Here is a 20,718-nt window from a genome sequence, read left to right on the forward strand (position 1 = left end):
GTGAGTACCAATCCGTTCGACGACGACCCTGGCAGCCAACTCAGTCGTTGCTGTGAGGGCGCGAAATGACTACCTACCCGATCGACGACGTCATGCAGCGCTCGCCGTCGACCGACTCGCCCCCGATCGGCGCCACACCTGTCACTCCCATTGCTGTGATCGGCATGGCGTGCCGGCTACCGGGAGGCATCGACTCCCCGGAGCAGTTGTGGGAGGCGTTGCTGCGCGGCGACGACCTGGTTACCGAGATCCCGCCCGACCGCTGGGACGCCGACGAATACTACGATCCCGAGCCGGGTGTGCCGGGCCGGTCGGTCTCGCGGTGGGGCGCATTCATCGACGACGTCGCCGGCTTCGATCCCGAGTTCTTCGGGATCAACGAGCGGGAAGCGACCGCGATGGATCCGCAACACCGGATACTTCTGGAAACCTCGTGGGAGGCCATGGAACACGCCGGTCTTACGCGGGAGCGAATCGCCGACTCGCGCACCGGCGTGTTCATGGGATTGACGCATGGTGACTACCAACTGCTGGCCGCCGACGCGCACTCCGTCGAGGGGGCATACGGCTTTTCCGGCAGCAACTTCAGCCTGGCCTCCGGGCGCATCGCCTACGCCCTGGGGGTTCACGGTCCCGCACTGACCGTGGACACCGCCTGTTCTTCCGGCCTGACCGCGATCCACCTGGCTTGCCGCAGCCTGCACGAGCGCGAAAGCGACCTCGCCCTTGCCGGCGGCGCCACGCTGGCGTTGGACCCGCGGAAATTCGCCGCGGGGTCGGCCGAGGGCATGCTGTCGCCGACCGGGCGCTGCCACGCCTTCGACGTCGCGGCCGACGGGTTCGTGGGCGGCGAGGGCAGCGTCATGCTGTTACTCAAGCGGCTGTCCGACGCGCTGCGCGATGGCGACCGGATTCTGGCCGTCGTGCGGGGGACCGCCGCCAATCAGGACGGTCACACCGTGAATATCGCCACTCCGTCGAAGACCGCGCAGACCGCGGTGTATCAGGCGGCGTTGGCCGCCGCGGGTGTCGACGCCCGAACGGTTGCCATGGTCGAGGCCCACGGGCCCGGCACCCCGGTGGGTGACCCGATCGAATATGCCAGCCTGGCCGACGTTTACGGCGTCGAGGGGCCCTGCGCGCTGGCGTCGGTGAAGACCAACTTCGGCCATGCGCAGGCGGCCTCCGGAGCGCTCGGGATGATGAAGGCGATCCTCGCGCTGCAGCACGGTGTGGTTCCCCGGAATTTGCATTTCACCCGGCTACCCGATGACCTGGCCAAGATCGATACGAAACTCTTTGTGCCCCTTGAGACTACGCCGTGGACTACCAACGGGGACCACTCACGACGGGCGGCGGTCTCGTCGTACGGCCTGTCGGGAACCAACGTGCACGCCATCGTGGAACAAGCACCCGAACAAGCCTTGAAAACCGTTGTATCCCAGGCCGAATCGTCGACCACGGAACCGCTGATATTTCCGCTGTCGTCCACCTCGGCCGATGAACTGCGCCGCACGGCCGGCCGGCTGGCCGGCTGGGTGCGAGCACATGACGATCTGGCGTTGCCCGACCTGGCCTACACCCTGGCGCGCCGGCGCGTCCACCGCCCGGTACGTACCGCGGTCATCGCGGATAGCCGGGCCGGGCTCGTCGTGGCGCTGCGCGAGGTCGCCGACGGCGATGCTCCGTATCAGCCCGCGGTCGGACAGGACGACCGCGGGCCGGTTTGGGTGTTCTCCGGGCAGGGTTCGCAATGGGCGGCGATGGGGGCAGACCTGCTGGCGACCGAACCGGTGTTTGCCGCCACCGTCGCGGAAGTCGAACCGCTGATCGCGCGGGAGTCCGGATTCTCGGTGATCGCAGCCATGTCGGCGCCGCAGACCGTGGCCGGCCAAGACCGTGTCCAGCCGACCCTGTTCGCCATGCAGGTCGCGCTGGCGGCCACGATGAAGGCATATGGAGTGCGCCCGGGCGCGGTGATCGGGCACTCCCTCGGCGAGGCCGCGGCAGCTGTCGTCGCGGGTGCGATGTCGCTGGAAGACGGGGCGCGGGTGATCTGCCGCCGCTCGCGGCTGATGTCCCGCATCGCCGGTGCGGGCGCCACAGCATCGGTGGAATTGCCTGCCCAGCAAGTGCTTTCGGAGCTGACGGCGCGTGGCGTCAACGACGTCGTGGTGGCGGTGGTGGCCTCGCCGCAGTCCACCGTGATTGCCGGTGCCGCCCAAACGGTTCGCGACCTGGTCGCGGCCTGGGAGCAGCGCGATGTGATGGCCCGCGAGGTCCCCACGGACGTCGCCTTTCATTCGCCTCAAGTCGATCCGATCATGGACGAGCTGACCGCGATGCTCGCAGAGATCAGGCCGATGACACCGGAGGTTCCGTACTACTCGGCGACCCTGTTCGACCCGCGCGAGCAGCCCGTGTGCGACGCCCGCTATTGGGCGAACAACATGCGCCGTATGGTGCGGTTCGCCACGGCCGTGCAGGCCGCTTTGGAGGACGGCTTCCGGGTCTTTGCCGAGCTGGCGCCGCACCCGCTGCTTACCCGCGCTCTCGAGCAGACCGCGCGCGGTCGGGAGATGCCGATGGCCGCTCTGGCCGGGATGCGCCGTCAACAATCGCTTCCCCACGGGCTGCGTGGTTTTGTGGCGGATCTACACAGCGCGGGCGCGGCGGTCGATTTCTCCGTGCTCTACCCGAGTGGGGGGCTGGTGGACGCGCCGCTGCCGACCTGGACGCACCGCCGGCTGTGGTTGAGCGGCGGCGGCCAGGAATCCCCAACACACGGCGGCTGCACCGTTTCCGTGCATCCACTGCTGGGTTCGCACGTGCACCTGCAGGAGGAGCCCGAGCGCCACGTGTGGCAGGCCGAGGTCGGCACCGCCGCGCAGCCGTGGCTCGCCGACCACCAGATCCGCAATGTGGTTGTGCTCCCGGGAGCCGCGTACTGCGAGATGGCGTTGGCCGCCGCGCGCACCGTGCTGGGCGAGACGGCCGAGGTTCGCGACATCCGGTTCGAGCAGGCGCTCCTGCTGGATGAGCAGACCACGATCGGCGCCTTGGCGTCGTTGTCCTCACCGGGCGTCGTCGAGTTCACCGTCGAGTCGAATCGGGGCGGCGAACAGGCGCGGCATGCCGCCGCAATCCTCCGTGCCGCAGAGGATGACCGGCCCCCCGCGTACGACATGTGCGCGCTCCTCGCCGCGCATACGGGTAGCGATGATGGCGACGAGGTGCGCGCGCGCATGGACCGACGTGGCGTTCAGTACGGTCCCGCATTCGCCGGTTTGGGTGTCGTCCACACCGGCAAGGAGGCGCCCGGCACCGTCCTGGCCGAGGTGGCGCTGCCCCGCCAAATCCGCTCGCAACAGGCTCTTTACGGCGTACACCCCGCATTGCTGGATGCCTGTTTCCAGTCCGTTGAAGCTCATCCGGACGTCCGGGCCCTGGGCGACGGCGCGCTGGGGTTGGTATTGGGTATTCGTCGACTCCGCGCCTACGGCGCCGCCCGCAATGCCCACTACTGCTACACACGGGTGACCAAGGCCGACACTTCCGGGGTCGAGGCCGACATCGACGTGCTCGACGAGCACGGGGCAGTCCTGCTCACCGTGCAGGGCCTGCGGGTGGGCACCAGCGCATCCGAGAGCGGCAACAAAGATCGGGTGCTGGCCGAGCGGCTGCTGACCGTCGAATGGCGGCAACGCGAATTGCCGGAGCCGGACCGCACCGACGCCGGAAGCTGGCTATTGCTTTGCACTTCCGCCACCGCGGACGTGGCCGCCAGCTCGCTCGCCGACGCGTTGAAAATCCACGGGATGCAGTGCACGACCATGTCCTGGCCGCGGCACGCCGACCACAGCTCCACCGTGGGTCAGCTCGGAAATCATCTGCGTACCGGTGGATTCGCCGCAGTGGTGATCCTCACCGGGCCGGACAACGGTGAATCCGAAGAGCAGTGTGCGCTTTTGGGCCGGGACTACGTGCAACATCTGGCGCGCATTGCCCGCGAGCTGGTGGACGTTCCCGGCGAACCGCCGCGCTTGTACGTCGTCACCCGCAACGCCCAAACGGTGGTGTCCAACGACGTGCCCGACCTCGCGCAGGCCGGGCTGCGGGGCCTGGTCCGGGTAATCGGCATGGAACACCCGCATCTGGGCGCCAGTCTGACCGATGTGGACGAAACTACCGACGCCGAGCAGCTGGCACGGCAACTGCTCGCCGATTCGGACGAGGACGAGACCGCTTGGCGAAACGGCGCGTGGTACACCGCGCGGTTGTGCCCCACTCCGCTGCTTGCCGAGGAGCGGAAAACCGCCGTCGCCAACCACGAGTCCGACGGGATGCGGCTGCAGATCCGTACGCCCGGCGACCTGGAGTCACTCGAACTCGTTGCCTGCGACCGCGTTCCACCGGGACCCGGAGAGATCGAGGTCGCCGTCAGCGCGTCCAGCATCAACTTCGCCGACGTCCTCGTCGCGTTCGGCCGTTACCCCGCCTTCGAGGGCCGGCTGCCTGCGCTGGGCACCGACTTCGCCGGCGTGGTGACCGCGGTCGGACCGGGCGCGACCGGCCACCGGGTGGGGGATCATGTCGGCGGCCTGAGCGCCAACGGTTGTTGGGCTACGTTCCTCACCTGCGACGCGCGCCTGGCCGTCACGCTGCCGCCCGGCCTTGCCGACGACCAGGCGGCGGCGGTCACCACCGCACATGCCACCGCTTATTACGGCCTGCATGAGCTGGCCCGAATCAAAGCCGGCGAGCGGGTGCTGATCCACTCCGCGACCGGTGGGGTTGGACAGGCGGCAATCGCCATTGCCCGGGCCGCAAAGGCCGAGATCTTCGCCACCGCGGGCAGCGAGCAACGTCGACAATTATTGCGCGACATGGGTATTGAGCATGTCTACGACTCGCGAAGCGTGGAGTTCGCCGACCTGATACGTCGCGACACCGACGGCTATGGCGTGGACATCGTGCTCAACTCGGTCGTCGGCGCCGCCCAGCGCGCGGGCGTCGAATTGCTGGCGTTCGGTGGCCGATTCGTCGAAATCGGCAAACGCGACATCTACGGTGACACCCGGTTGGGACTCTTCCCGTTCCGGCGAAACCTGACGTTCTACGCCCTCGACCTGGGGTTGATGTCATTCAGCCACCCGGACAGGCTGCGAGACCTGCTGAACACGGTGTACCGGCTCACCGCGGACGGCTCGTTGCCGATGCCGCAGAGCACGCACTACCCACTTGCCGACGCCGCCACCGCGATTCGGGTGATGAGCGGCGCGCAGCACACCGGCAAACTCGTGCTCGATGTCCCGCGCACGGGCCGCAGCCGCGTGATGGTGCCGCCCGCGCAGGTCGGGGTCTTCCGCAGCGACGGGGCTTACATCGTCGCCGGTGGGCTGGGAGGCTTGGGGCTGTTCCTGGCCGAGAAGATGGCTACTCCCGGTTCGGGAGCCGGTTGCGGGCGTATCGTGCTGTCCTCGCGCTCGCAACCAACTCCCGAGGCGCTGGAGATGATCGAGCGCATCCGCGCGATCGGTGCCGACGTCGTGGTCGACTGCGGCGACATCACCGAGGCCGAGACGGCCCGGCGATTGGTGGCCACGGCAACCGCCACCGGGCTTCCGGTGCGCGGTGTGCTGCACCTGGCGGCGGTGATCGAGGACGCCACGCTGACCAATATCACCGACGAGCTCATCGAGCGTGACTGGGCACCAAAGGTTTACGGTGCATGGAATTTGCACACCGCGACCGCTTCGCAGCCATTGGACTGGTTCTGCTCGTTCTCCTCGGCCGCCGCGCTGGTCGGCTCGCCCGGTCAGGGCGCCTACGCCGCCGCCAACAGCTGGCTGGACGCCTTCACCCGTTGGCGCCGGGCTCGAGGTCTGCCGGCCACCGCGATCGCGTGGGGCGCCTGGGCGCAGATAGGACGCGCCACCGCCTTGGCCGACCGCGCCGACGCTGCTATAGCTCCCGACGAAGGCGCTTATGCATTGGAAGCGCTGCTGCGCCATGACCGCGCCTGCACCGGCTACGCCCCGATAACGGCCACACCGTGGTTGGCCGCTTTCGCCCAACGCAGCCCCTTCGCCGAAGCGTTCCGCTCCAACGGGCAAAGCGCCACGGGCACAAGCAGACTGCGCGCCGAGCTCGAAGAGCTGACCCTGGACGAGTGGCCCACCCGGCTGCGGCGATTGATCTCCGACCAGGTCAGCCTGATCCTGCGCCGCAACATTGACCCCGACCGTCCGCTGTCCGAGTACGGACTCGACTCGCTGGGCGGTCTCGAACTACTTACCCGCATCCAGACCGAAACGGGCATACGCGTGACGCCCGCCGACATCGCCAGCATTGGCACCATTCGCGGTCTGGCGGAACTGCTGTGCTCAAAGCTGGCGCCCGCGGACGCGGCGTGAGGCGGAAAGGATTTCATCATGGCTTCCGATCACATGGTCACAGGAAAGTCCGCTCCGAGCGGACCCGAGCACCTCGACTTCTTCACCGACAAGGCGCTCGTCGACGACCCCTACGACTACTACGACGCGATCCGGCGTTGCCCGGTATGGCGTGAGCCGGCGCACGGTGTGGTGATGGTGTCGGGGTACGACGAGGCCCTCGCGGTGCAACGCGACACCGAGCAGGCCCTGTCGGTATGCAACATCGTCAGCGGGCCATGGTCGGGGATTCCGACCAAAACCGACAGCGATGACATCTCGGACGTGATCGAGCGGCACCGCAAGAAGGTTACGTTCGGCGACTACTTCATCACGTTCGATCCACCGAAGCACACCGCGCACCGCTCGCTGTTGAGCCGGTTGTTCACGCCGAAACAGCTCAAGAACAACGAGGACTTCCTGTGGCGCCTTGCCGATGAACAACTCAACCGCTTCGTCGCAAAGGGTAAGTGCGAGATCGTCTTCGACTACAACTTCCCGTTCACGCTCGACGCGATCACCGACCTGCTGGACGTACCCGAGGCCGATCGTGAGCGATTCCGCCACGCGGCGAGAGCCAGCAGGCTCGAAGGCGACCGCAGCGGTTTCGTCGGCGTGAAAGAGGAGTGGTTCGTGGAGTACATCGAGGAACGGCGGCGCAATCCGCGCGACGACGTCCTCACCGAGCTTGCGTTGGCAAAGTTTCCCGACGGCACGACCCCCGACGCGTTAGACGTCGCCCGCGTTGCCACCTTCATGTACGCCGCGGGCCACGGCACGACGATCGACCTGCTGAGTCTGTCGATGCTCACGTTGGCGGAGCGACCGGACCTGCAAGAGCAGCTGCGCGAGGACAATTCAAAGATTCCCGCCTTCATCGAGGAGATGCTGCGCATCGAGAGCCCGATCAAATCGAACTTCCGCCTGGCGCGGCGTAGCACCAGGATCGGAGACGTCGATGTGCGAGCCGGTACCAGCATTCTGGTGATGAACGGTGCGGCAAACCGCGATCCCCGGCGGTTCGACGATCCCGACGAATTCCGCCTCGGCCGCCCGAACATACTGCATCACATGGCGTTCGGCCGTGGTGTTCACACGTGCCCGGGCGCGCCCATCGCCCGCGCCGAAGTGCGGGTGAGCCTGGAACGAATCCTGGCTCGGATGCGCGACATTCGGCTTTCCGAGGCCGAGCACGGTCCCCCGGGCGCTCGCCGGCTCGACTGGGACCGCACCCTGTTGTTCAGGCGCCTCAAGGAATTGCACCTCGAGTTCGCACCCGTTCAGGAGGTGTCCAATTGACCACGACCCGAGTGGCTGTCGGCGTTTGCGCCCTCGCATTGTCGTTGACCGCCGGTGCCGGTCTTGCGTCCGCCGATCGGGACCTGAGTCCGTTCGTCAACACCACCTGCAATTACGGACAGGTGATATCGGCGCTGCAGGCGGCGGATCCGCAAGCCGCCGCACAATTCAACTCTTCGCCGGAGAGCGGGGCCTTCTTGCGTCAGTTCCTCGCTTCGCCGCCGGGTCAACGCCAGCAGATGGCCCAGATGCTGGCCGGCCAGCCGGGGGCCGACCAGCAGTTTGAACTCGTCCAGCGCGTCTTCGGCACCTGCAACAACTACTGAGCAGACCGGCACCCACCGTCGACCACCGAAAGTGTTTTGGAGTTCTTTGTGGCCACCCTCATCGATCGTTTCCCACTGATCAGCACGCTGCGAGACGCTGTTTTCCTCTCCGCGACGGTCAGCGAGATCGAAAGTCTGACACCAAGAATGCGCCGCATCCGGTTCAGCGGCCCGCGGCTGCAGGGACTGACCTGGACGCCGGGTCAGCAGGTCCGGCTGCAGGTCGCGAACCTGCGTGATTCCGTTGTTCGGCTGCGCCCGTACCCGGTGCTCCGCACGTATTCCATCTACGACGTCGACCCCGACCTCGGTGCGCTCGACATCGTGATGGTCGACCACGACGGCGACCCGAAGAACGCGACGCCCGCCAGACGCTGGGCGACGGCCACCTCCGTCGGAGACCAGGCCCAGTTCACCCGCCCCCAGGGCAAATTCGTCATCCGCCGCGGCGCGCCCTACCACGTGTTCGCCGGCGAAGAAACCGCGTCGGTCGCGTTCGCCGCGATGCTGCGCTCTCTGCACCCGTCCGCCGAGGTTTACGGCGTGGTCGAGGCCGCGACCGACACCGACCACCTTCCCCTCGCCACCCCCCTGACCCGGGTCGAGCGCGGTGACGCTCCAGCGGCAGACTCTGCCGTGCTCGCCGATGCCCTACGTAGCCTCCCGCTACCCGCCCATCCCGGCGTCGCCTACCTCGCCGGCGAGGCCCGCACCATACAAACCTTGCGCAAGATCCTGACCACCGAACGTGGCTGGGATCGACGCCAGATATGCACCAAACCCTTTTGGACCCCCGGCCGAGCCGGCATGGAGTGATCATGGTTGAGACGTCCATTTCGAACCTGCTGTGTGAACGAGCCAGCTTGCAGCCCAACGACACGGCGTTCACCTTCATTGACTACGAGCAGGACTGGAACGGAATTGCCGAAAGCCTGACGTGGTCTCAGCTGCAGCGGCGAACGGTGAACCTTGCCCGGCAGCTTCACGATTGCGGGTCGACGGGTGATCGCGCCGTCATCATGGCCCCGCAGGGCCTCGACTACGTCGTGGCGTTTCTCGGCACACTGCAGGCGGGGCGGGTCGCGGTTCCGCTTTCGGTTCCGCTGGGTGGCGTCAGCGATGAGCGGGTCAGTTCGGTGCTGCGCGATGCGTCACCGACGGTCGTCCTCACCACGTCCGCCGCTGCGGAAACCGTTGCGAACTATGTCAAGTCGGAGTCCGGCGGGCCCGTGCCGTCGGTGGTTGAGGTCGACCTGCTGGGCCTGGACGCCCGCACAGGATCCGGCGCCGGGAGCGAGAATCACGCAGATCTTGCGTATTTGCAGTACACGTCCGGGTCGACCCGTCAGCCCGCCGGGGTCATGGTCTCGCATCGGAACTTGCTGGCCAATTTCGGGCAGGTGATGTCCGACTTTTGTGTGGAGTACGGCGGCGTCGCTCCACCCGATACGACCATCGTGTCGTGGCTGCCGTTTTACCACGACATGGGTTTGGTACTGGGGGTGTGCGCACCGGTCCTGGGCGGTATTCACACGGTGCTGATGAGTCCGGTGTCGTTCCTGCAGCGACCGGCCCGATGGATGCAATTGCTGGCCAAGGAAAGTCACGCATTTTCCGCGTCGCCGAACTTCGCTTTCGAATTGGCGGCCCGCAAAACCTCAGACGAGGACATGGCCGGACTGGATCTCGGGGATGTACTGGTCATCCTCAGTGGTAGCGAACGGGTGCATCCGGCGACCTTGCGGCGTTTCACCGGGCGGTTCACGCGCTTCAATCTGCCCGACAAAGCGGTGCGGCCCGCCTATGGGCTCGCGGAGGCAACGGTGTACGCGTTGACCCGCACACCGGCGCAACCACCCAAAATCGCCCACTTCGACTCCGAGAAACTGGCCACCGGGATTGCGCAGCAGTGCGAAAGTTCAACCGGCACACCACTGGTCAGCTACGGGGCGTCGCGGTCTCCGGTGATTCGTGTCGTTGATCCCGACACCAGGATTGAGTGCCCCCAGGGAACGGTCGGTGAGATCTGGGTGCATGGTGACAACGTCGCCATGGGCTATTGGCTAAAGCCCCAGGAGACCGAAAGCGCCTTCGGCGGTCAGCTTGTCGCTCCGTCGGCCGGCGCACCGGAAGCGCCGTGGTTGCGAACGGGGGACTCGGGGTTCTTCTTCGACGGCGAGCTGTTCATCATCGGCCGCATCAAGGATCTGCTAATCGTCTACGGGCGTAACCACTCGCCCGACGACATCGAAGCGACGGTCCAGGAGATCACCCGGGGCCGGTGCGCGGCGATTGCGGTTCCGCATCAGGGCATGGAAAAGCTCGTCGTGATCGCCGAAGTCAAGAACAAGGCCGCGTCCCGCGCCGAGGCGGTGGACACGCTCGCCGTCGTGGAGCGTGACGTCACCTCCGCGGTCTCCCACTCGCACGGCGTCGGCGTCGCGGATCTGGTTGTGGTGGCACCCGGGTCGATACCGATCACCACCAGTGGCAAGGTGCGGCGCTCGGCGTGCGTCGAGCAGTATCGGCAAGGTCAGTTCGCCCGCTTGAACGCGTAGGGGACCACCCACGCCGCCGACACAGCGTTGATCGCCTTATTTCTCCGTCTTTTAGCCGGCGAATTAGGTTACGCCCGTCATTACGCGACGTTCTTCTTTGTCGCCGCATTCCATGTCTTTCCCACCGGGCGCCAGCAGAATAGGTTGCTGCCCTGACGATGCCAGAGATAGGTGTCCACGTCACCGAAGCTGGCATGGGACACAAATTTCCACACGGGTAGATTCGATGGAGTCGATTTTCTGTGCATCATCCCTCCCGTCAATTACTGAAGCCGACTAGGCCGAGGGTGGATGCGTTGTTAAATCCGGCGCGCGGTGGCTGGGTTGGCGGGGCCACCGCGCGCCGGTGGCTTATCGGGTATGGCCGAATTCGACTTCTACAAGGGTCACTGGCGGTGGGGCAGAGCTGTCGACTGTCATCCCGTGGCCCCCGCCGACATGCGCAACTGCGTGTCATGCCCGGAGCCTACGGTCGGCATTGGTGTCGGCGGGCAAGGTGCGAACGAATAGAGTAGTGGGGGCGGCAAGTTAGCGTAGTGTTTACACAGACTCGTCGATCCGCAAAGAGTGGGCGGAGATAACCATCGCCCCGCGACACTTTATGAGACGCGCGCTAAATACCGCCCGCTTTCTGTAATCAATTTCGTGGCCGCTAATTCCATTCGTGCGTAATTCGTCCGCCTGGTGATCCGCGGAGAGCCTCGACCGACCGATCGGCGTCCTCGGCCCGCGCCGCCGAGGCCGATGGCGACCGTCCCGCGCGGGCGGCCGCAGTCACTCCGGTCCACAGCGCGGTACGTTGTCGGCCATGACATCGCTGCGGGACCAAGTCGTTTTCATCACCGGCGGCGCGCGGGGGATCGGCGCCGAGGTCGCGCGCCGGCTGGCCGCCAAGGGCGCCAAGCTCGTCCTCACCGATCTCAACGAGGCCGACCTGACGGCGCTCGCCGACGAGCTGGGCGAGGACCGGGTGCTGACCGCGGTGGCCGACGTGCGCGACCTGTCGGCGATGCAGGCGGCCGCCGCCCGCGCCGTCGAGCGGTTCGGCGGCATCGACGTCGTCGTGGCCAACGCCGGCATCATGAGTTACGGGTCGGTGACCCAAGTCGACCCCGAGGCGTTCAAGCGGGTCCTCGACATCAACGTGCTCGGCGTCTTTCACACGGTCCGCGCCGCCTTGCCCGCCCTGACCGAGCGCCGCGGCTACGTGTTGATCGTCTCCTCGCTGGCCGCCTACACGGCCTGCCCCGGGCTGGCGCCGTACAACGCCTCCAAGGCCGCCGTCGAGATGTTCGCCAATGCGCTGCGGCTGGAGGTGGCCCGCCACGGCGTGCGGGTCGGCTCGGCGCACATGTCCTGGATCGACACCGCGCTGGTCCGCGACACCCAAACCGACCTGTCCGCGTTCAACCAACTGCTGGCCAGCTTCCCGTGGCCGCTGAACAAGACGACGACCGTCGACAAATGCGCCGCCGCGTTCGTCAAGGGCATCCGGCGCCGGCGCACCCGCGTCTACTGCCCGCGCTGGGTGGCCCTGTTCCGGTGGGTCAAGCCGGTGTTGTCCAGCGCGGTCGGCGAAGCGCCCCTGCACAAATCGACCGCCGAGCTGTTACCCCAACTGGACGCCCAGGTCGCGGCGCTCGGCCGTTCCACCAGCGCCTATAACCAGGGACTTGGCAAGTCCTAGCCGGTCTGGGCCGCGCGCTGCGACGCGATGGCCGCCACCCGGTTGCGCACCAGGAGCCACCCCGCGCTCAGCGCCGGGATGACCACCACGACCGTGGCGATGGTCCAGGTGCCGGTCTGTTTGTCGAAGGCCATCATGACCAGGACGCCGGCCAAGAACGCCAGGGTGAGATAGCCCGAATAGGGCGCCCACGGCATGCGAAACCGGGGCCGTTGCAACAGCCCGGCCTTGGCCATCCGGTAGGCGCGCAGCTGACACAGCACGATGGTCGCCCAGCACGCGATGATGCCCGGCGCCACGATGTTGAGCACGATCTCGAAGGCTTCGCCGGGATTGACCGCGTTCAGGGCAATGCCGAACAGGCAGATGGCGGCCGCCATCGTGATGCCGACGTAGGGCACCCCGTTCTTGGACATCCGGGTCGCGAAGCCGGGGGCGCTGCCACTGGAGGCCATCGAGTGCATGATGCGGCCGGTGGAATACAGCCCCGCATTCAGGCTCGACAGCGCGGCGGTGAGCACCACCACGTTCATCACGTCCCCGGCGCCGTGGAAGCCGATCGTGGAAAAGAAAGTGACAAAAGGGCTTTCGGTAGCCTTGTACGAGGTGTACGGCAGCAGCAACGCCAGCAGCGCGACCGACCCGACGTAGAAGATCGCGATGCGAGCGATCACCGAATTGATCGCGCGCGGCATGACCTTTTCCGGCTCCGCGGTCTCCCCGGCGGCCGTGCCCACCAATTCGACGGCGGCATAGGCGAATACCACGCCCGAGGTGGTCAGCAGCATCGCCAGCACGCCGGAGGGGAACATGCCGCCGTGGTCGGCCCACACGCTCAGTCCGGTGCTGTGGCCGTCGATCCGATAGCGCCCCGCCAGGAAGATGATGCCCACGACCAAGAAGGCGATGAGGGCGAAAACCTTGATCAGGGCCGCCCAGAACTCCAGCTCACCGAACCATTCCACCGAGATCAGGTTCATCGACAGCACGACGATGAGGGCCAGTAGCGCCAACACCCACTGGGGGATCGATTCGAAGCTCGTCCACCGCCGCAGATAGGTGGCGATCGCGGTGGTGTCGACGATGGCCGTCATCGACCACCCCAGGAAATACATCCAGCCGATCGCGTAAGCGGCCTTCTCGCCGAAGAATTCGCGCGCGTACGACACGAACGAGCCCGACGACGGGCGATGCAGGACCAGCTCGCCCAGCGCCCGCAGGATGAGAAAGACGAAGAACCCGCACACGGCGTACACCAGGAACATCCCGGGGCCGCCCTTGCCCAGCCGACCGCCCGCGCCCAGGAACAGCCCGGAGCCGATCGCGCCGCCGATGCCGATCATCTGCACTTGCCGGGGCTTGAGGCCCTTGCGGTAGCCGGCGTCTTCGCCGAAGTCGCCGGCTCCTGGGTTGGGGTTGCCGTCATCGGGCAACGAGGGCATGAAACGTCCAATCGGTGGGTGCGAAGCGATGTTTCCGTAGTTGATCGGTCGCCGGCAAGTTCGGCGACCGCGTCATTAACGCCCGAAGCCGGGACGGCGACGGCGCAGGTAGCGCTCGAACTCGGCGGCCAGGGCGTCGCCGTCGATCTTGCCCAGCGCGTCGTTCATGTCGACCTCGGCGTCGCCGCGCTGTTCCAGCGACTGCACGTATTCGGCGAGATCCTCGTCCTCGGCGGTCATCTCGGTGACCGCCTGCTCCCATTCCTCGGCGTCGGTCGGCAAGTCCGCCAGCGGAACCTCGATGTCGAGCACGTCTTCGACGCGGCGCAGCAGGGCTACCGTCGCCTTCGGGTTCGGTGGCTGCGACACGTAATGCGGCACGGCCGCCCAGAACGTCACCGCCGGGATCCCGGCGGCCACGCAGGCGTCCTGAAACACCCCGGCGATTCCGGTGGGCCCCTCGTAGCGGCTCTCCTCAAGGCCGAAGCGCTTCGCCGACTCGGGGGAGTAGGCCGCGCCCGAGACCGGAACCGGCCGGGTGTGCGGGGTGTCGGCCAGCAGGGCGCCCAGGATCACCACGGTGTCCACGTTGAGCTTGTCCGCGATGGCCACCAACTCCGCGCAGAAGGTGCGCCAGCGCATGTTGGGTTCGACCCCGTGCATCAGCACGACATCGCGGTCGCTGCCCGGGGGCCGGCAGTGCGAGATCCGCATCGCCGGCCACACCAGCTCGCGGGTCACGCCGTCCACCTGCCGGATCACCGGGCGATTCACCTGGTAGTCGTAGTACGCCTCGTCGTCGATCTCCAAGATGGGGTCGGCTTCCCAGATGGCCTCGAGGTGTTCGAGCGCGTCGCTGGCCGCGTCGCCGGCGTCGTTCCAGCCCTCGAATGCGGCCACGACGATGGTCTGATGCAGTTCGGGCAGAGCGGCCTTACCACTAGGGAGGCCAAAGGGAGGGCCATCGGGCGGGGTCACAGAATTAGCGTACGGCCTTCCGCGCGACGACGATGCGGACCGCGCGCGGTTCGATGAGGAGTCGGGCAATTGGATCTAGCCCCCATCTTCGGGGCGCGGTGGCGGTGAATTGGCGCCCGCCGAGCGTTTCACCGGGGGCTTTACATAGGCCGACTATTCTTATGGCGTGACTGCCGCTGACGAAGGCCGTGCCGTGGACTTTGTGCTGGACGATCGCTACAACGGCGTCGCCGCGGTCAAGGCGAAATACGGCCGGCTGCAACCTCGTTAACCTTGGTAACTACTCCATTGCCGACAAGACCCGTGCGCTGGCGAGCCGGGGCAGCGCGGGTCGGGTCGAGCCAGGGCGTCCAGGCGTCGGGTGACGACGTAGACTTTTCTGGTCGAGAGGCGTTGCAACGGTTTCTGGAGGGTGCCTGGTCCCCTGCCGGTCTCCGCCACGCTCGGCAGAGTCAAGGACGCCTTCCGCTACGGAAGGAATGCACATGACGGCCGTTGAGACGAAGACTTCCGCGACGAACACTTCCGCGTCGGATGCCTTCGCGCCGAACATCCGCCCCGACTGCACCGACGAACTGACGGCGGCCCTGCGCCAGCGGATCATGGTGATCGACGGCGCGATGGGCACGGCGATCCAGCGGGACCGGCCGGACGAGGCCGGCTACCGCGGCGATCGGTTCACGGAATGGCCGACCGCCCTGCAGGGCAACAACGACCTGCTCAACCTGACGCAACCGCAGATCATCGAGGGCATCCACCGCGAGTACCTCGAGGCGGGCGCCGACATCCTGGAAACCAACACGTTCAACGCGAACGCCATCTCGCTCTCCGATTACGACATGGCCGACCTGGCCTACGAGCTCAACTACGCCGGCGCCGCCCTGGCCCGCAAGGCGGCCGACGAGTACAGCACCCCGGAGAAGCCCCGCTACGTGGCCGGCGCGATCGGGCCGACGACGCGGACCGCGTCGATCTCGCCGGACGTCAACGATCCCGGCGCCCGCAACGTCTCCTACGACCAGCTGGTCGCCGCCTACCTGGAAGCCGCCAACGGCCTGGTCGACGGCGGTGCAGACCTGCTCATCATCGAGACGATCTTCGACTCGCTGAACGCCAAGGCGGCGGTGTTCGCCGTCGAGACGCTGTTCGAGGACCGCGGACGCCGCTGGCCGGTGATCATCTCGGGCACCATCACCGATGCCTCCGGGCGGACGCTGTCCGGTCAGGTCACCGAAGCATTCTGGAACGCGATCAGGCACGCGAAGCCGATCGCGGTCGGCCTCAACTGCGCCCTGGGCGCGCCGGAGATGAGGCCCTACATCGCCGAGATGTCGCGGATCGCGGACACCTTTGTCTCCTGCTATCCGAACGCCGGCCTGCCCAACGCCTTCGGCGAGTACGACGAGACCCCGGAGCGTCAGGCCGGCTACATCGCCGACTTCGCCGAGGCGGGCCTGGTCAACTTGGTCGGCGGGTGCTGCGGAACGGCGCCGCCGCACATCGCCGAGATCGCCAAGGTCGTCGAGGGCAAAGCGCCGCGCGAGGTGCCGACGATCGAGGTGGCCACCCGCCTGTCGGGGCTGGAGCCGCTCAACATCACCGACGATTCGCTGTTCGTCAACATCGGTGAGCGCACCAACATCACCGGCTCCGCCCGGTTCCGCAACCTGATCAAGGCCGAGGACTACGACACCGCGCTGTCGGTGGCCCTGCAGCAGGTCGAGGTCGGTGCGCAGGTCATCGACATCAACATGGACGAGGGCATGATCGACGGCGTCGCCGCGATGGACCGATTCACCAAGCTGATCGCGGCCGAGCCGGACATCAGCCGCGTCCCGGTGATGATCGACTCCTCCAAGTGGGAGGTCATCGAGGCGGGCCTGAAGAACGTGCAGGGCAAGCCGATCGTCAACTCGATCTCCATGAAGGAGGGCGAGGAGAAGTTCATCCGTGAGGCGCGGCTGTGCCGCAAGTACGGCGCCGCCGTCGTCGTGATGGCGTTCGACGAAACCGGGCAGGCCGACAACCTGGAGCGCCGCAAGGAGATCTGCGGGCGCGCCTACCGGATCCTGACCGAGGAGGTCGGCTTCCCGCCCGAGGACATCATCTTCGACCCGAACTGCTTCGCGCTGGCGACCGGTATCGAGGAGCACGCGACGTACGGGATCGACTTCATCGAGGCCTGCGCCTGGATCAAGGAGAACCTGCCCGGGGTGCACATCTCCGGCGGCATTTCGAACGTGTCGTTCTCGTTCCGGGGCAACAACCCCGTGCGCGAGGCGATCCACGCGGTGTTCCTGTTCCACGCCATCAAGGCCGGCCTGGACATGGGCATCGTCAACGCCGGCGCGCTGGTGCCCTACGACTCGATCGACCCCGAGCTGCGCGACCGCATCGAGGACGTCGTCCTGAACCGTCGCGAGGACGCGGCCGAGCGGCTGCTGGAGATCGCCGAACGGTTCAACAAGTCAGAGAAATCCGAAGACCCCGCCGCGGCCGAGTGGCGCAACCTTCCGGTCCGCGAGCGGATCACGCACGCGTTGGTCAAGGGCATCGACGCCCACGTCGACGACGACACCGAGGAATTGCGGGCCGAGATCGCCGCCGCCGGTGGCCGCCCGATCGAGGTGATCGAGGGCCCGCTGATGGACGGCATGAACGTCGTCGGTGACCTCTTCGGCTCGGGCAAGATGTTTTTGCCCCAGGTGGTGAAGTCGGCCCGGGTGATGAAGAAGGCCGTGGCGTACCTGCTGCCGTTCATCGAGAAGGAGAAAGAGCAGAACGGCACCGCGGCAGCCAAGGACACCAACGGCACCATCGTGATGGCGACGGTGAAGGGCGACGTCCATGACATCGGCAAGAACATCGTCGGAGTTGTGCTGCAATGCAACAACTTCGAGGTGATCGACCTCGGTGTGATGGTGCCCGCCGAGAAGATCCTGGCCGCGGCCAAGGAGCACGACGCCGACATCATCGGGCTGTCCGGGCTGATCACCCCGTCCCTGGACGAGATGTCCAACTTCGCCGTCGAGATGGAACGTGAAGGCCTCGAGATCCCGCTGCTCATTGGCGGCGCGACCACGTCGCGGGCCCACACGGCCGTGAAGATATCGCCGCGCCGGTCCGGTCCGGTGGTGTGGGTCAAGGACGCGTCCCGCTCGGTGCCCGTGGCCGCGGCGCTGCTCGACGACAAGCAGCGGCCGGGCCTGCTGGAGGCCACCGAGAAGGACTACGCATCGCTGCGCGAGCGGCACGCTCAGAAGAACGAGCGCCCGATGCTCACGCTGGAGAAGGCCCGCGCGAACCGGACCCCGATCGAGTGGGACGGCTACACGCCGCCGGTGCCCGCCCAGGGCCTCGGGGTGCGGGAGTTCAAGGAGTACGACCTCGCCGAGTTGCGCGAGTACATCGATTGGCAGCCGTTCTTCAACGCCTGGGAGATGAAGGGCCGCTTCCCCGACATCCTCAACAACCCGGCCACCGGCGAGGCGGCCCGCAAGCTGTACGACGATGCGCAGGAGATGCTCGACACCCTGATCAAGGAGAAGTGGCTGACCGCCAACGCGGTGATCGGGTTCTTCCCGGCCAACGCGGTCGGCTCGGGTATCGAGGACATCGAGGTCTACACCGACGACACCCGCACCGAGGTGCTGACCACGCTGCACCACCTGCGTCAACAGGGCGATCACCGGGAGGGCATCCCGAACCGGTCGCTGGGCGACTACATCGCGCCCAAGGACACCGGCCTGGCCGACTACATCGGCGCCTTCGCCGTCACCGCCGGGCTGGGCAGCGGTGAGAAGATCGCGGAGTTCAAGGCGGCCCTCGACGACTACAGCGCGATCCTGCTGGAGTCGCTGGCCGACCGGCTGGCGGAGGCGTTCGCCGAACGGATGCACCAGCGGGTCCGCAAGGAGTTCTGGGGATTTCAGCCCGACGAGCAGTTGGACAACGACGCACTCATCGCCGAGAAGTACCAGGGAATCCGCCCCGCCCCGGGCTACCCGGCCTGCCCGGAGCACACCGAGAAGGCGACGCTCTGGAAGTTGATGGACGTCCACGAGCGCACCGGCATCGAGCTCACCGAGTCGATGGCGATGTGGCCCGGCGCAGCCGTCAGCGGCTGGTATTTCTCGCACCCGCAGTCGCAGTACTTCGTGGTCGGCCGGATGGCCCAGGACCAGGTCGCCGACTACGCGAGGCGCAAGGGCTGGACCCTGAAGGAAGGAGAGCGCTGGCTGTCCTCCAACCTCGCCTACAACCCGGAGGACTGAGCTTTAGCGCCTTCGTGCCGCATCGTCGGGAAGCCGAGTACGTCAGCGTCTGACGCGCGGCGCGCCCGGCGGGCTCGGACTGTGGCCAGAGTCCGGCCGCAATGGCATCACACCTTTTGCCCGCCTCCGAGCGACAACGCTTGCCTCCGAGCGACAACGCTTGCCTCCATCTGAGGTTGTCGCTCGGAGGTGGGCATATCGGCAGTACCCCGGTCCAGATACTCCTGTGATTGGCGGTATGCCTGTGGCGCAACGACTTACGCGGGCCTAGATGCGCAGCACGGAGCTGAGCGCCGACAGCGGGATGTGCGCCTGCACTGTGCCGCCGTCCATGTACCACTGCATGACACCGGGTGTGAAGTTGATCGGGCTGTCGTGGCCGACCGGGTAGTCCGGCATGTAGAGGATCAACTCGTCGGGGGTCACCGCCCAGGCCTTGTACGCCCCGGAATAGACCTTGTCCGGGGTCCAGCGGTCGACGGTGAAGGGGTAGCTGCCGGGGTCGTGCGGCGGCGGCGCCTGATCGAGCGCGGTTTGGACAAACGGTTGAGCCAGTGGGGGAATGGCGGTCAGCGGGTCTGACGTCGTCAGGTCCGCCAGCTGCACCCGCCTGCCGCTCGACATGTCAAACGTGAACGTCCGATAGGCGTTGTTGGACTGGGGGCCATCGGCGTGATAGTCCTCGTGAAACACCGCGCTGAGCAGGTTGGCGTGCCGGAAGACTTCGAAGTTCTCCTCGCCGTAGCTGTCGGCGGCCATGCTGGAGTTGGCGTTTCGCCAGTTGTTGACCAGGGTGTGCAGGTAGTCGCGGATCACCGGTCCTGTGGTCGGATTGTCGACCAGGTCCTCGGGCACCGCGACCTTGATGTCGCGCACGGCGTTGCGTTCCGAGGTGACCGAGGTGTGGCAGTACTGGCCGTCCCAGTTCCCGCCGAGCTCGCCGCAGAACGACGGCGCCGAGGCGTGCGCACGGGCGGTGGTGGGAAGCGTTGCGGCGGCGACCAATACGAGTGCCGCGATGAGCCGGCGCGTCACAGCAGCTGCACCTTGCTTGCCCGCCAGCGGCCGTCGACTTTTTCCATGGTCATCTTGATCCTGCTGCGGTCGATGCGGGGATCGGGTGCGGCCGTGTTGGTGACGGTCTGGTCGATGAACACCAGCACGACGACCTTGTTCATGGATTCGGACTGGATGGCCGAGTCCACCACCACCCCATGCGCGGTCGCCTTGTTGTCGATCAGCAGCTGCCGAAGTTTCACGCTGGACTGGGTGTACATGTCCTTGAATTCGCCGGTCGCGCCGTCGAGCACCTGCCGGAAGTTCTCGTCGACCTTGTTCGAGTCGATGCTCGTCAGCACCTGCGCGTAGGCGATCGCCGCCTGCTGGGCCTGTTCGCCGGCCAGCTTGACCCGATGGTCCTGCCACTGCCGCCATCCCAGGAATCCCGAAACGGCAAGCGAGGCAACAAGTAACAGCGGCAGGATGCTGCGGCGCAGATATTGCTTCAGATCCTGTTTCCGAGGCCGCTTGCGGCGCTCGGCGTCGGGACGCTTGCGCGTGAGCAGACCGCCCTCGTCGTGATCCTCGGCCTCGCCGGCGGTCACGTCGTCGACATCGTCGGACACGTCTTGCGCCGATTCGGCGTCCGGCTCCGTCTTGACGGCCTCGGATTTCGGATTCTTTTGGGAGGTCACGATCACGGTCATCTCCTAGGATCGGC

The 20,718-nt window shown here is 66.6% G+C and carries 11 protein-coding genes; 7 read left to right on the forward strand and 4 right to left on the reverse strand.

The genetic code is table 11. From position 1 onward, the window contains the following. Positions 1–65: 65 nt before the first annotated feature. From pks2 to W7S_RS11465, 6 genes are all read left to right on the forward strand, one after another. Positions 66–6,416: a type I polyketide synthase gene (pks2, locus tag W7S_RS11440; RefSeq protein WP_008256246.1), complete on the forward strand. Its 6,351-nt coding sequence runs from the start codon at positions 66–68 to the stop codon at positions 6,414–6,416. 18 nt (positions 6,417–6,434) lie between these two features. Beyond that, positions 6,435–7,733 (forward strand): cytochrome P450, encoded by a 1,299-nt coding sequence (locus W7S_RS11445; RefSeq protein ID WP_008256248.1) that lies wholly within the window; start codon positions 6,435–6,437, stop codon positions 7,731–7,733. Further along, positions 7,730–8,059, forward strand: coding sequence for a hemophore-related protein (locus tag W7S_RS11450; RefSeq protein ID WP_176476793.1), 330 nt, complete (start codon positions 7,730–7,732; stop codon positions 8,057–8,059). The genes W7S_RS11445 and W7S_RS11450 overlap by 4 nt, the downstream gene beginning before the upstream one ends. Before the next feature lie 48 nt (positions 8,060–8,107). Further along, complete coding sequence (locus W7S_RS11455) at positions 8,108–8,875, forward strand: siderophore-interacting protein (protein ID WP_014711530.1); 768 nt, start codon at positions 8,108–8,110, stop codon at positions 8,873–8,875. A 2-nt stretch (positions 8,876–8,877) separates the two neighbouring features. After that, entirely contained in the window at positions 8,878–10,617 is a 1,740-nt protein-coding gene (locus W7S_RS11460; protein ID WP_008256254.1) for an AMP-binding protein, read from the forward strand. A gap of 808 nt (positions 10,618–11,425) precedes the next feature. Next, positions 11,426–12,304 carry an SDR family oxidoreductase gene (locus tag W7S_RS11465; RefSeq protein ID WP_008256256.1) on the forward strand — a complete coding sequence of 293 codons (879 nt, stop codon included), beginning with the start codon at positions 11,426–11,428 and terminating at the stop codon, positions 12,302–12,304. Here the strand turns inward: W7S_RS11465 and W7S_RS11470 are convergent. Together W7S_RS11470 and W7S_RS11475 are read right to left on the reverse strand one after the other, a co-directional pair. Further along, positions 12,301–13,746 (reverse strand): amino acid permease, encoded by a 1,446-nt coding sequence (locus tag W7S_RS11470; protein WP_008256257.1) that lies wholly within the window; start codon positions 13,744–13,746, stop codon positions 12,301–12,303. The two genes, W7S_RS11465 and W7S_RS11470, sit on opposite strands and share 4 nt — an antisense overlap. A gap of 75 nt (positions 13,747–13,821) precedes the next feature. Further along, on the reverse strand, positions 13,822–14,724 hold the full coding sequence (locus W7S_RS11475) for a PAC2 family protein (RefSeq protein WP_014380025.1): 903 nt from the start codon (positions 14,722–14,724) through the stop codon (positions 13,822–13,824). A gap of 479 nt (positions 14,725–15,203) precedes the next feature. Between W7S_RS11475 and metH the strand changes: the two genes are divergently transcribed. Continuing rightward, complete coding sequence (gene metH / locus W7S_RS11480) at positions 15,204–18,998, forward strand: methionine synthase (RefSeq protein WP_008256259.1); 3,795 nt, start codon at positions 15,204–15,206, stop codon at positions 18,996–18,998. A gap of 267 nt (positions 18,999–19,265) precedes the next feature. Here the strand turns inward: metH and W7S_RS11485 are convergent, their stop codons facing one another. Continuing rightward, positions 19,266–20,033 carry a mannan-binding family protein gene (locus W7S_RS11485; protein WP_014711532.1) on the reverse strand — a complete coding sequence of 256 codons (768 nt, stop codon included), beginning with the start codon at positions 20,031–20,033 and terminating at the stop codon, positions 19,266–19,268. Further along, a complete protein-coding gene (locus W7S_RS11490) occupies positions 20,030–20,704 on the reverse strand; it encodes a tetratricopeptide repeat protein (RefSeq protein ID WP_014711533.1) in 675 nt (224 codons plus the stop codon). The genes W7S_RS11485 and W7S_RS11490 overlap by 4 nt, the downstream gene beginning before the upstream one ends. Positions 20,705–20,718: the final 14 nt, after the last annotated feature.

Origin of the sequence: Mycobacterium sp. MOTT36Y (genome assembly GCF_000262165.1) — a bacterium.
GTDB classification, from domain to species: domain Bacteria; phylum Actinomycetota; class Actinomycetes; order Mycobacteriales; family Mycobacteriaceae; genus Mycobacterium; species Mycobacterium intracellulare.

Excerpts from the sequence above, each read along its gene's own strand:
- pks2 (WP_008256246.1), top strand. The coding sequence starts at position 66 with ATGACTACCTACCCGATCGACGACGTCATGCAGCGCTCGCCGTCGACC.
- W7S_RS11445 (WP_008256248.1), top strand. The coding sequence starts at position 6,435 with ATGGCTTCCGATCACATGGTCACAGGAAAGTCCGCTCCGAGCGGACCC.
- W7S_RS11460 (WP_008256254.1), top strand. The coding sequence starts at position 8,878 with ATGGTTGAGACGTCCATTTCGAACCTGCTGTGTGAACGAGCCAGCTTG.
- W7S_RS11465 (WP_008256256.1), top strand. The coding sequence starts at position 11,426 with ATGACATCGCTGCGGGACCAAGTCGTTTTCATCACCGGCGGCGCGCGG.
- W7S_RS11470 (WP_008256257.1), bottom strand. The coding sequence starts at position 13,746 with ATGCCCTCGTTGCCCGATGACGGCAACCCCAACCCAGGAGCCGGCGAC.
- metH (WP_008256259.1), top strand. The coding sequence starts at position 15,204 with ATGCACATGACGGCCGTTGAGACGAAGACTTCCGCGACGAACACTTCC.
- W7S_RS11490 (WP_014711533.1), bottom strand. The coding sequence starts at position 20,704 with ATGACCGTGATCGTGACCTCCCAAAAGAATCCGAAATCCGAGGCCGTC.